The organism is Candidatus Thiodictyon syntrophicum (genome assembly GCF_002813775.1).
GTDB lineage: Bacteria > Pseudomonadota > Gammaproteobacteria > Chromatiales > Chromatiaceae > Thiodictyon > Thiodictyon syntrophicum.
Genome location: NZ_CP020370.1, coordinates 4,023,435 through 4,035,906, shown reverse-complemented (window position 1 = coordinate 4,035,906; position 12,472 = coordinate 4,023,435). Strand labels below are relative to the sequence as shown.

Annotated in this window: 10 protein-coding genes; 2 read left to right on the top strand and 8 right to left on the bottom strand. The window is 70.0% G+C overall.

Going from position 1 to position 12,472, the window contains the following annotated elements:
• Window positions 1–228: 228 nt before the first annotated feature.
• Complete coding sequence (prsT, locus tag THSYN_RS16935; protein ID WP_157817745.1) at window positions 229–3,015, bottom strand: XrtA/PEP-CTERM system TPR-repeat protein PrsT; 2,787 nt, start codon at window positions 3,013–3,015, stop codon at window positions 229–231.
• A gap of 282 nt (window positions 3,016–3,297) precedes the next feature.
• Between prsT and THSYN_RS16930 the strand changes: the two genes are divergently transcribed.
• Window positions 3,298–4,344: a PEP-CTERM sorting domain-containing protein gene (locus tag THSYN_RS16930; RefSeq protein WP_100920170.1), complete on the top strand. Its 1,047-nt coding sequence runs from the start codon at window positions 3,298–3,300 to the stop codon at window positions 4,342–4,344.
• Window positions 4,345–4,587: 243 nt separating this feature from the next.
• Here THSYN_RS16930 and THSYN_RS36700 read toward each other — a convergent pair whose 3' ends face one another.
• Together THSYN_RS36700 and THSYN_RS16925 are read right to left on the bottom strand one after the other, a co-directional pair.
• Complete coding sequence (locus THSYN_RS36700) at window positions 4,588–4,710, bottom strand: hypothetical protein (RefSeq protein WP_257791185.1); 123 nt, start codon at window positions 4,708–4,710, stop codon at window positions 4,588–4,590.
• A complete protein-coding gene (locus THSYN_RS16925) occupies window positions 4,700–4,957 on the bottom strand; it encodes an AbrB/MazE/SpoVT family DNA-binding domain-containing protein (RefSeq protein WP_100922470.1) in 258 nt (85 codons plus the stop codon). The genes THSYN_RS36700 and THSYN_RS16925 overlap by 11 nt, the downstream gene beginning before the upstream one ends.
• 98 nt (window positions 4,958–5,055) lie before the next feature.
• Between THSYN_RS16925 and THSYN_RS16920 the strand changes: the two genes are divergently transcribed.
• Window positions 5,056–7,320: a tetratricopeptide repeat-containing sulfotransferase family protein gene (locus tag THSYN_RS16920; protein ID WP_100920169.1), complete on the top strand. Its 2,265-nt coding sequence runs from the start codon at window positions 5,056–5,058 to the stop codon at window positions 7,318–7,320.
• Window positions 7,321–7,963: 643 nt separating this feature from the next.
• Here the strand turns inward: THSYN_RS16920 and THSYN_RS16910 are convergent.
• The 5 genes from THSYN_RS16910 to THSYN_RS16890 form a co-directional block, all read right to left on the bottom strand.
• A complete protein-coding gene (locus THSYN_RS16910; RefSeq protein WP_100920167.1) occupies window positions 7,964–8,407 on the bottom strand; it encodes a DUF2721 domain-containing protein in 444 nt (147 codons plus the stop codon).
• Window positions 8,408–8,417: 10 nt separating this feature from the next.
• Entirely contained in the window at window positions 8,418–8,717 is a 300-nt protein-coding gene (gene cowN / locus THSYN_RS16905) for a N(2)-fixation sustaining protein CowN (RefSeq protein WP_236848589.1), read from the bottom strand.
• Window positions 8,718–8,728: 11 nt separating this feature from the next.
• Entirely contained in the window at window positions 8,729–9,115 is a 387-nt protein-coding gene (gene gloA, locus THSYN_RS16900) for a lactoylglutathione lyase (protein WP_100920165.1), read from the bottom strand.
• Window positions 9,116–9,624: 509 nt separating this feature from the next.
• The gene (locus tag THSYN_RS16895) at window positions 9,625–9,882 is read right to left on the bottom strand and encodes an addiction module protein (protein ID WP_100920164.1); all 258 of its coding nucleotides are present in this window, start codon (window positions 9,880–9,882) and stop codon (window positions 9,625–9,627) included.
• 231 nt (window positions 9,883–10,113) lie between these two features.
• Window positions 10,114–12,201: a PTS sugar transporter subunit IIBC gene (locus THSYN_RS16890; RefSeq protein WP_100920163.1), complete on the bottom strand. Its 2,088-nt coding sequence runs from the start codon at window positions 12,199–12,201 to the stop codon at window positions 10,114–10,116.
• Window positions 12,202–12,472: the final 271 nt, after the last annotated feature.

Here is a 12,472-nt window from a genome sequence, read left to right as displayed (position 1 = left end):
GGGGCTCGCGGGCGTTCGGGGCTCTCCTATGGTGCCATTTCAGGGCGCAAGCGGGGCACCTTTCGTGCGCTCGTCCGCGTGGACTGAGCGGGCGGCCCGCGCGGCTGGTCGCCGCGCCGACGCGGCGGTCGGCCTGCAGTGGGACCGGTCGGCGCGGGCAGTTGCTTCCGGCTGCTCTTCTCCACCTGAGACCGGCATGACCCGCCCGCGCCGGACGGCTCGGGCGCATCAGTCCCCCAATTGCCCCAGCAAGGCGATGGCTTGCGCGTGCTCGGCGAACTGCCGGTCCAGGATCCCGAGCAACAGACGCCGGGCCTGCCCCGGGTCGCCGGTCGCGGCCAGGGCGCGGGCATAGCGGTAGCTGATCCCGGGGTCGTCCGGGCGCTGGCGCCGCGCCGCGGCGAGCGGGGCCAGCGCCCGCGCCGGCTCCCCGCCGTCGAGCAGCAGCCGTCCCAAAGTGTCCGCGACGTCGCCATCCGTGGGCGCCAGCCGGTGGGCGCGCTCGGCCAACGCGAGCGCCCGCCGCGGGTCTTGGGTTTGCACCAGCAGGGCCAGCCGGGCGGCCGCCCCAGCGGCGGCGGGCGCGGTCTCCGGCAGTGCCGCCAGGGCACTGTCGTAGGCGGCAATGGCGCCCGTGGCATCGCCCTGCGCGGCCAGGCCCTCCGCCAACTGCAAGCGGACCCCGGTGTCGTCCGGGTGGCGGGCCAGCCAGTCCGCGGCCAGGCGGCTGGCCTGGGGCCCCTGGCCGCGGCCCTGTTCGTGTGCGATCAGGGCCAACAGCACCCCACGGCGCTCGGGCGACCGCCGCAGGGCCTCCGTGAGGAGCGCCGCCACCCCGTCCGGGTCACCCTCGGCGGCCGTACCGATTCGCCGCGCCAGGCGTATCTGCCGGTCGTCGCCGGTGTCCCGCTCCAGACGGTCGAACAGGTCCTGCCGCGCCGCGGCGTCCGGCAGCGACCGGGCCAACTGGTTCAAGGCCGGGAGCAGGCACGGGGCCTCCGGCGCCAGCCGCCAGGCCGCCAGCAGCGTCGCCCGGGCCGCCGCGGGCTGGCCCCCCTGGGTCTGGGCCCGCGCCAGCAGGCAGCGGGGGCCAGCCGCGCCGGGGCGCTGGGCGGCGAGGCGCTCGAAGGCCGTCACCGCCGCGCCCGCCTGCCCGGCGGCCAGGGCCGCCGCACCCTTAAGCCGCAGCACGGCCGGGCGTCCGGCCTGGTCGGCCGGGGCCGCGGTGAGCAGGGCCAGGGCCTCGCCCGGCTGTTTGGCCTGGAGCAGGGTGCGGGCCAGGCGCAACCGCAGGGTCAGGTCGGCCGGGTGCGTCGCCTGGGCCGCGCGCAGGCGTGTGATCGCCGCAGTGCTGCCCTTGCCCGTGGTCGCGGTCTCGAGCCCGGCCAGGGCCGTCACCAGGCGCGGATCGTCGGGGTCGGCCGCCAGCGCCCCTTCCAGGGCGGCGGTCGCCGCCTCAGTCGCGCCCCCCGCCAGTTCGAGCCGCGCCAGGCTCAGGGCCGCGTCCGCCGCGCCCGGCCCCCCGGCCGTGGCCGCCCGTTCCAGGGTGGCGCGCGCCCCCGCGGGGTCGCCGTTCTGCGCCTGGGCGGTTCCTAAGGCATTGAGCGCCCGCGCGTCCTTGGGGGCCGCCTGGGCCAGGAACTGGGCCTCTGCCAATGCCTCCTGGGGCTCCTTGGCGGCGGTCAGGGCGCGGATCAGCAGCAGCCGCGCCTCCCCGTCGGCCGGGTGGCGGGCGACGACCGCACGCGCCGCCGTCAGCCCCGCGGCGGTGTCCCCGGTCGCCAGGAGACGCGCGGCCTGGGCGACGCCGAGCGCGACATCGTCCGGCGCGGCGGCGGCCAGTTCAGCCAGCAGGGCATCGGCCGCGGCGTCCTGGCCCTGGGCCAGCAGTGCTTGCAGCAGGGTGCGGCGCAGGGCCGGCGGGGCGCCGGGACCGGCCAGCGGCCGCAGCAGCGCCGCCGCGCCGGCCGGGTCGCCGCGCTCCAGCCGCAGCCGCGCCAGCAGCAGGGCCGGCTGTGCCAATGTGGGTGCGGCCTTGGTCACGCGCACCAGCGACTCCTCCGCCGCCGGCAACCGGCCGAGCCCGATCAGGGCGACGGCCGCGTAATAGGCCGCCTCATGGTCCTGGGGCTGGGCGCGCAGATAACCCTCGAACTCGTCCAGGGCCGGTGCGAGCTGCCCGCGGGCCAGGGCGAGCCGGCCGCGGGCATAGGCGAGACCGGCGACATCGGGCCGCCAGCGCGCCGTCTGCTCCACATCCGCCGCCGCCTCGGCGAGCTTCCCGGTCTCGATGCGCAGCAGGGCGCGCTTCTGATAGACCGGCCAGGGGGCCGCCTGGGACGCGATGGCGCGGTCATAGGCGGCCGCGGCGCCCTTGAGATTACCGCTGCGGTGCTCCAGCGCACCCAGCATCTCCCAGGCCAGACCCGCCGTCGGCTCCAACGCTGTCGCACGTTCCAGGTCGGCGCGCGCCGCCGCCTGATCACCCCGCGCCAGCGCCCAGCCGGCCCGCGCCGCCAGGGGGCGGGCACTCGCCGGGTCCAGGGCCAGGGCCGCGTCGATGGCCGCCGCCGCCTCGTCCGCCCGGCCGAGTCCGTACAGTGCCTCGGCCCGTACCCGGGCGATCTGCGCCGCCAGCGGGGCCGGGTCGGCGGGCTCCGCCGTCACCTCCGCCAGCACGTCGGCGAAGCGTCCCTGGCGCAGCAGCGCATCGCCCCAGGGGATCAGCCAATCGGCGCGCACCGCCCCGGCCGCCCGCGCCCGCGCCACCGCCTCCGCCGCCAGGGCCGGCTGCGCCAGGTCCAGGGCCAGGCGCGCTTGCAGCAGCCGGGCCGCGGGGTCATCGGGGTGGCCTTGCAGCAGGGTGTTCAGGTGGATGCGCGCCGCCGCCGGGTCGCCGGCCGCCCAGGCGGCCCGCGCCTCGGCCAGGGGGTCGGACGGGTGCTCGGCGGCGGTCTCGGCGGGTGCCGTCGCAAGCAGGCAGAGGCAGTAGAAGATGAGCGGGCGCAGGGACATGGGGTTCTCCGGGTGGAACGGGCGGCACGCCATTGCACCAAGGTGCGCCGCCCGGCGCAATCCCCGGACGACGGCGGCCGGGATGCCCGGCTGTCAGAAAATTTTACACTTACGTCGGTCAGGTGTGTGCCGGGGGGGGGGCGATTTACAACCTTATGAAAGAATATGAAAAAAATACGCAGGCACGAGAATTGCTCAAAATGCCCGGAAAACGGGTTGCGGATCACCCCCGCGACCTCATTCCCGCCCCGTCCGCGCCAACCAAACCGGAGACCACAGCCGATGTCCGCCGCCACTCAGTCCAACCCCTTCGACCGCCTGCGTCTGGCCCTTCCGGCCGCAGGCCTCGCCGCCACCGTCGCGGTCGGTGCCGCCCAGGCGGCCAATGTCAATCTGCCACTCACCCTGACCGTCGGACAGGTGATCTATGGCCATGTGAACACCGCCGCCCGCCCAAACGACTACTCGGGTCTCAACAACTCCTTCATGTCCATGGTCGTCACCGTCGGCGGGGCCACGGGTACGGGTGGTACCGAGGCCTTTCGCATCGGCGAGGCGGCCCTGAAGACGGCCGGCAGCACCATGACCGACGCCTTCGACTCCTTCGCCGGCATCCGCGTCAACGGCACCTTCTTCCAGCAGCCCGGGACCCAGGTGGACCTGACCACCACCGGTGCCGGGGCCTTCGTCAACACCACGCAGGTGGCGATCGGCGACATCGGCACCCGGCTCGATTACTTCATGGATGGTGCCAGCCCCACCCTGCGGGTCTTGGCCAGCTTCACCAATACCGGCAACAGCGACCAGACCGTCGAGGTCCTCTACGGCGGCGCCCTGGGCTCCGACGACGATACCCAAATCGAGGACACCAGCAGTGGCGATGCCGACTTCCAGCAGGCGGACCGCTGGCTGATCAGCAGCGACGGCGGCGACGGCCCCGATCCGGTGCTGACCTTGGTGCGCTATGGCGAGGGGACGGTGCAGGCGGCGTCGGATACCCTGGCGGTCCCGGGGACGGATTCCGGCAATGACTCTGTCGACTATTTCACCGACGTCTGGTCGCTCGACCTCGGTGTCGGCGAGACCCAGAGCCTGATGTGGTTCGTGCAGTTCAGCCCGGATGTGGCGACGGCCCAGGGCGGGACCGGGGTCTTCGACGATCTGGAGGATCTCGACGGCGCCGGGCTTCTGGCCGCGGTGGGCGGCGGCAAGATCGATACCGCCAACATCGTCAACTGGGCGCCGACCGAGGTTCCGGTCCCGGGCGTGCTGCCGCTGCTCGGCATCGGGCTCTTCGGCATGGGGGTCTATCGCCGCCGTCGGGTCTAGCGCCAGCCCCGCCCGGAGCGGGGTGGGAGCGGCCTGCCGCCGCGACCGGCACCGACCGGTGCCGGATCGTGCCCGCTCGTTCCCACGCTCCGCGTGGGAATGCATCCGAGGACGCTCTGCGTCCCGGCTGCCGCGAGCCCTTTTCATGGACAGGGGTGGGCACGCCGAACATGGCCGTTGGGCCAAGGAACGAAGCCCAACGAGCCACCGAGAACAAGGCGCTGAACGATTAGGGTTGGTGCGTCACCCGAACAGGGTGGCCAGGCGTTGGCGCAGCCGCGCCGCATCAGCCGCCGAGAATCTGCCCGACTTACCAAGGATCAACGGAAACGGGACACGGATCACGTCCAGCGTGTCATAGCTCACGGAAGGCCTCGTCGTCCTCGGGCGACGACCACTCTCTCAGGGTCGCTTCCAGCGCCTGGAGATAGTCCAGGTCGAGCGGTGCCGCGCGCCGGACGCGGACCCGTCCGTCCCCTGCGATCTCCCAAGCCAAAAGATCGCCTGGCCCGGCGCTGAGTGCGTCGCGGACCTCCTTCGGCACGGTCGTCTGGCCTTTACTGGTGATCCTCCCAGTGATGATGGACAAGATGTCGCCGGCTTCGGCATGCATGAAGATCACCCCCGCGGATGAAAGGACGCCTTACTTCCTTACATACTAGCGCACCACGCCGGAGGTTTCGCGACCGACCACCGCACCGGAGCATTACGATGAGCAAACCCACCCGCCGCGGCTCCCCCCCGCGGGGCGCCGCCCCCAACCCCCGCGCCCTGCTCGAACCAGGCTTCGCCGCCCTGCGCGACGGTCGCGCCGCGCGCGCCGCGGACCTGGCCGGGCGGGTCCTGGCCCGGGCCCCGGACCACCATGGGGCGCTCAACCTGGCCGGGCTCGCGGCCTTGCAGCAGGGCGACACCGCGACGGCGGTGGCGCGGTTGGAGCGGGCGGCGACCCTGGCGCCGGGCGAGCCGATCTACCAGGCCAACCTGGGTGCCGCCCTGCGCGCCGCCCATCGCCACGGCGAGGCTGCGGCGGCCTGCCGACGCGCCCTGGCGCTGAAACCCGGCTATCGGGCGGCCCTGGTCACCCTGGGCGCGGCACTGTTCGCTTCCGAGGACTATGCCGGGGCCCTGGCCGCCTATGACCAGGCCCTGGCGACACCCCCGGCCGAAGCCCTGCTGCACGCCTATCGCGGCGATGCGCTGCGCGAGTTGGGACGGGTGCGGGCCGCGGTGGCCGCCTACGAACAGGCGCTCGCCCTGGCGCCGGACCTGGCCCACGCGCTGGGCAATCTGGGCCTCACCCTGCTTGGCTTGGGCGAGCATGAGCGGGCGCTCGAGCTGTGCGAGCGGGCCTGCGCCCTGTCCCCGACCGTCGGCCAGCAGGCCGCGCGCGCCTGGATGAGCCTGGGCACCGCCCGCCGTCTGGAGGGGCTCCTGGAACCGGCGATGGCGGCCTATGCGCAGGCCCATGAACTGGACCCGGACTCGGCGCAGTTGAAGACCCTGATCGGCGGGGTCTGGGCCGAGGTGGGGGACCTGCCGCAGGCGCTCGCCTGGTACGGGCAGGCCCTGGCCCTGGAGCCCGAGCGGATCGAGACCCGCTGCGCCCTGGCCGAGGCGACCCTGGAGGCGGGCGAGGTGCCGACCGCCATCGAACAATTCCGCGCCCTGCTGGCCGACCACCCCGAGCACCCGACCGGCCACCTGGGTCTGGGCGCGGCCCTGTGGGAGGACGGTGACGCCGCGGGGGCCATCGCCGCCTGCCGGGAGGCGGTGGCCCTGCGCCCCGAGGACGCCGGTGCGCGGGCGCGGCTGGCCGGCATCCTGGCCTCCGCCGGGGACGTGACGGCCGCGAACGCCATGAACCGCGAGGCCCTGGAGGTCAATCCGCAGTGTGTCCCGGCCCTGTCCAACCTGGCGCAGAACCTGCGCGGCCAACTGCCGGTCGCGGACGCCGAGCGGATGGAGCAGTTGCTCGGCGCCCGCTGGGCGCGCGACGGGGCCCAGGCGACCCTGCACTTCGGGCTTGCCCACTATTACGATGGCCTCAAGGACTACGGGCGGGCGGCCGAGCACGCCCTGGCCGCCAACGCCCGCCACTGGACCTACAAGGCGGAGCGCGGCTGGCACTATGACCCGGTCGAGTATGCCGCCCATTGCGATGCCCTGATGGCCGCCTTCACACCCGAGTTCTTCGCCCAGACCCGCGGCCACGGGGACTTAAGCGAGGTGCCGGTCTTCATCGTCGGGATGCCGCGCAGCGGCACCACCCTGACCGAGCAGATCCTGGCGAGCCATGCCCGGGTCCATGGGGTGGGCGAGCGCAACTTCGCCGCCCGCGCCTTCGCCGCCCTGCCGCGGGCGCTCGGGCGGCCCGCCGCGACCGGGCCGGTCGCCTGCCTGCCGGACCTGACCCCGGAGGTCACGCGGCGCCTGGCCGCCGCCCATCTGGGGGCCCTGCATGGGCTCGCGCGCAAGGCCGGGCGGGCGGACGCCGAGGTCCTGCACATCGTCGATAAGATGCCGGACAACTACAGCCTGCTCGGCTGGATCATCACCGCCTTCCCGCGGGCCCGCATCATCCACTGTCGGCGCGATGTGCGCGATGTGGCCTTGTCCTGCTGGATGACCCAGTTCAAGGAGATCCGCTGGGCCTTCGACCTGGGGCACCTGGCCGAGCGGATCATCGCCTACCAGCGGCTGATGGCGCACTGGCGGGCGGTCCTGCCGGTGCCCATGCTGGAGATCGACTACGAGGAGACGGTCGCCGACCAGGTCGGCCAGACCCGCCGTCTGCTGGACTTCCTGGGCCTGCCCTGGGACCCGGCCTGTCTGGAGTTCCACCAAGGCGAACGCCTGGTACGCACGGCCAGCGTGACCCAGGTGCGCGAGCCCGTGTACCGCCGCTCGGTGGAGCGCTGGCGCCGTTACGAGGCGATGCTCGCACCGCTGCTGGGGCGTGTCGCAGCGGACTGAGCCTGTGATGCGGGCCACTTCCGGCCGGACCGCGGCGCGGTTGTGCTCTCGACTGGCCCGCGCGCCATGGGGCGTCAGCGGCGCGACGGCCGCGGCCCGACGCGGTACCGGACAGGCCCCCGCCCCGCGGGTCGAACGGCCTTGATCATCGTTCCGGCCAGCGGCCACCTTCTGGAGTCCAAGGCTTCAGCCTTGGTCCTGTAGATCCAAGGCTGAAGCCTTGGACTCCGGCCCGGAGCGACCGGAACGATGATCACGGGCCGTCAGGACTTTCTGGTCGCCTTCTCCGGCAAAGGCCGGGACTGCTCGACCGGCTCGCCACCCTGATCCCGCCGCCGCTTCGTCATCGCCACCGTTACCACGGGCTGCGGGCGGCCCATGCTCCGCTGCGCGCCGAGTTGGCCTTGAATCCCAGCGTGCGGCAGGCGCAACGGGCGCCGTCTGCGCCCGATCGGGTGGAGGTGCGGCTGGTGTGCGGCCGGACCCTCAATGCCGCCGAGGTGACGGCGCTGCTTCGCACCCATTGCGACTGGCCGCTCCGGGTGGAGATCAGCTACCCGCCGCGATCCCGTGCGGGCCGGGGGATAAACTCGAAGACTTGATTCGCGCGCAAGCAGTGCTGCGATGACTGCGCCGCCCGGCCTCAGGGGGGGCGGGGGCCGAAGCGTAGCGTCGCGGTGGCCAGCAGGATCTCGCGCAGAAGCATGGTCAGCGCCGCGATGAAGAACAGCATTGCCGCGATAAACAGGGCCGCGACCGCCAATGAGGTATCGAACGAGAAAAAGGCGCTGAGAAACATCACCGCGATCACCGCGCACACCAGGAGCGCGGTAAGGGTGCAAAGCCCGATGGAGAGGCTGATGATGCGGGCGCGCCGTTCCAGCGTCAGCATCTCCTCGCGGATGGGCTCGGCGCTGTCGGGCTCGTTCGCCAGAATACCCTCGACCACCCGGGCGCGGTCGACGATGCGTGACAACCGGTTGGCCATGACCCCGAGGACGGACCCGATCCCGGCGAGCAGAAAGACCGGTGCGACTGAGACCTGGATCAGGTGCGAAACGCCGGAGATCGTTGGTTCTATCGGCATGGGGGGACACCTAACAGCATTCGACTTCCAGGGTTTCCAGCAGCGCCGCCAGGTCCGGCTCGTCCCAGCGCTCCAGCAGGTCGCGCAGGTCGTTCAGGTGGCAGTGCAGGTGATAGAGTTCATCGTGGGCCGGCCCCTTGGTGCCGTTCAATTTGGCCTCGAAATAGTCCCAGAAGGGGTCCGTTCGCCCGTGACCGGTCATCGCCAGCCGCAGAGCGTCGACCATTTGGCGCGCCTTGGCGTCGCAGTCCAGGCCCACGAAGCTCAAATAGCGGTCCGTCGCCGGACCCTCGTTCAATTCAGGATTCACTGCCGATTGCCTCATGCCTTGCGCCCGATCAGCTCGATCGGGTAGCCGTCCGGGTCCGCCACAAAGGCAATGATGGTGGTGCCGGCGTTCATTGGTCCGGCCTCACGCATGACCCGCCCGCCGCGCTCCCGGATCTGGGCGCACGCCTGGTAGACATCGTCGACCTCCAAAGCGATATGACCATACCCGGTTCCCAGGTCATAGGCGCTGGTATCCCAGTTATAGGTCAACTCGATGACCGCCTGTTCGGGCTCGGCGCCGTAGCCCACGAAGGCCAGCGTAAAGCGGCCCTCCGGGTAGTCCTGGCGGCGCAGCAGCGTCATCCCCAGGACCTTGGTATAGAAGTCGATGGCCCGGTCGAGGTCACCGACGCGCAGCATGGTGTGCAGGATTCTCATAGGTCTTTCCTCAGAATATTCTCGTTTACTGTGGTTCCCACGCTCCGAGGCTGGGCAAGTATTCACCCGGGACCCGCTTCACGCCCGATCCGTAGGCTGTAGGCTGGGTAGAGCGCAGCGAAACCCAGCAATCAACGTTTGAGGACCGTGCCAACGATGGGTTTCGCTGCGCTCTACCCATCCTCCTGAACACCTGCGCGGTCTCTTCGCGTGGGAGTGTATTCTTGGCCGCTCCAGCGGGCTGCAATCCTCCGTGACGCCAAGCCCTTGCCATTTGCTCCCGCGATGACGTTTGGTACCCGATGCGCCTGGAATTACGTACTGACCCCAACGGGGTCGCACATACCAGCCCAGGGCAACGCCCTGGGATAGGGTCGTACCATCGGCCTAGCCCTGAAAGGGCGTGACATAACGGCGCAGACTTATGTCACGCCCTTTCAGGGCTGGGCTCCCGTATATCTCGTACCCAGGGCGTTGCCCTGGGCTGGTATGTCGCGCCCCTTCGGGGCTTAGGCGGACCGTATAGCACGGCGCAAGGGCTCGCTGGTGCTGCCACCCAGTTCGGCAAAGACCTCATCTGCGTCAATTGCCTCCAATTCTCCGGCGTCGTAGGCGGCCAGACGATCTTGCGCCTCCTTGAGCCACAGGGCGTCCAGAGACGGGTCCGGCCGATCGAGGCTGGCAATGATGCCTTCGACCAAGGCTGCGCGCTCCTGTGGCGGAAGTGAAATGACCTGACGCAATAGTAGACTGGTGGAATTTTGCATGGTGTTATATCTTCTCGTGTTGCAGTCTTGGCCGCTCCAGCGGTCCGAGCGCCTACATGCCGCTGAGCGTCGCGACTTACCCAACGTTGGACCGTGGGAGTCAGCGGAACCAGGCCAGGCACAATTAAGCGGATTGTCAAATAGGTTTCGCTATACGAACTCGCTCAGACAAATGTTAGGGACGGGGCGAATGCCCCGTCCCGCTCCAACGTCACCGACCGGTGCGCTTGCTCACCCCGCCATCGCCGCCTTCATCTCCGCCGCGTATTGGTCGGCATTGAGCCCGACCAACAGATGCAGCACATTGTCGGGCAGCCGCAGGATGCCCTGCACCCCGGCCGCTTTGAGCGCCGCTTCATCCAGTCCGTTAGCATCGGTCAAGGTCACCCGCAGTCGGGTCTCGGCGGCGGCCTCGGCCTGGCGGACGTTGGCCGTGCCGCCCAGGCTCGCGAGGATCGCGCGGGCCTTGGCCGGGGCCTCGGCGTCGCGGGCGCGGGGCTTTAAGGTATCGGCCTTGTACTGGACCTGGGGGGCCTCGGCGCCGCTCGGCAGTTCGGCCTCGGGGCCGGCGGTGTCCAGGTATTCCTCCATGTCGGTCTTGAGATTATCGGAGCGGGGGCCGAAGATCGCCTGGAGGTTCTTGCCGACGGTGACCACGCCGGCCGCGCCCAGGGCCTTGAGCTTGTCCGGGTTGGCCTTGCTCATGTCCGCCACCTCGACCCGCAGGCGGGTGATACAGGCGTCCAGGCCCAGGATATTGCTCTTGCCGCCGAAGGCCAGCACCAGTTGCCGGGCGAAGTCGTCCCCGCCCGCGGCCTTGACCTCGACCTCATCGACGGTTTCGGTCTCGCGCCCGGGGGTCTTGAGGTCGAGCCACTGGATCAGGACGCGGAACACGACGTAATAGACGACCGCGAAGATGGGTCCCAGCACCAGGACGATCCAGGGCTTGATGTCGTTGACGTAATAGAGCGCATAGTCGATGAAGCCGTGGCTGAAGCTGTAGCCCAGGCGCGCATCGAGCAGGTAGGTGCTGAGATAGGCCGCACCGACCAGTACCGCGTGCACGGCATAGAGGAGCGGAGCGACGAACAGGAAGGAGAACTCCAGCGGCTCGGTGATGCCGGTGAGGAAGGCGGTCAGGGCCGCGGAGCCCATGATGCCGGCGATGCGCGCCTTGTTCTCGGGCTTGGCGCAGTGATAGATGGCGAGTGCCGCCGCGGGCAGGCCGAACATCTTGAAGACGAAGCCGCCGCCCAGGATGGCCGCCTCATAGTCACCGGCGAAGAAGCGGCTGATGACGCCGTGCACCGTCTTGCCGGTGGTCGGGTCCACATAGGTGCCGACCTCGAAGAAGAAGGGCACGTTCCAGATGTGGTGCAGGCCGAAGGGCAGGAGCATACGCTCCACCACGCCATAGATGGTGACCGCCGCCGCCGGGTTGCCGTAGGCCGCCCAGTCGCCGAAGTCGCGGATACCGGCCCCGATGGGTGGCCAGATGACGGCGAGGATGGCGGCCAGGCCAATGGCCGCGAAGGCGACCGCGATCGGGACGAAGCGCTTGCCGGCAAAGAACCCGAGATAGGAGGGCAGCGAGATGCGGTAATACTTGTTGAACAGGAAGGCGGACAGGAGCCCGATCAGGATGCCGCCGAAGACCCCGGTGTCGATGGACTCGATGCCGAAGATCTTCTTGATCTCGGCCCGGCTCTTGGCGGCCGGGAAGGGGGTCAGCTCGCCCTTGCCGGCGTCGTAGAGTGCAATGGCACCCCCCCCGGTCTCACCGGCCCGGATGGTGAACGGCACCGTGACCTTGTCGCAGGTGACGCTGTTGTCCTTGAGTTCCGCGGCGCGCAGCTTCTCCAGCGTTCGCCCGTCCTTGTCGAGACACAGGAAGCGCCCGCGTTCCACGTCGTATTCCACGTTGACCGGGATGGCCTTGCCGTCCTCGGCCACCATCCTGAGCGGCTCCACGGGCGCCACCCAGCCGATGAACAGGAGTCCGATGACCCCGAGCGCGGCCAGCAGGACGAAATAGCCGACGGTGGCCGCCATGGCCGCCACGCCGTCGTTCTTGGTGAAGCCGAGCACCACGCCGATGGCGAAGATCAGGGGCAGGATCATGAAGATCGCATCGCCCGAGGCGGACATGATGCGCCCGATCTCGGCGATCCAGGGAGTATTCGCCTCGCGGGCGATGGAGGCGCCGACACCCAACAGGATACCGGCGACCGGCAAGACGGAGACCGGCAGCATCAAGGCCTTGCCGATCTTTTGCAGACCACCGAAGGTGCTGCCCCAAACGGTTTGAAGACTCATGTCATTCTCCAGGATTCCGCTATCACTTAAGTTCCAAAAATGGGCACCGCAAAGGCGCGAAGGCTGCTTGATCCTCTCACGGAGACACCAAGGCACAGAGAAGAAAGACCCGGTAACGGTTGAACAACAAACGGCACATCGTCGGCCGGCGGGCGGCCGGTTCTTGGCCCGAGCCTCGCGGGACCTGCGCCACTTGTTTCTGAATCGTTACTGACGAACATCTTTCTTTGTGTCTCTGTGTCTTTGTGAGAGCAATTCCCCGCCGCCCGCA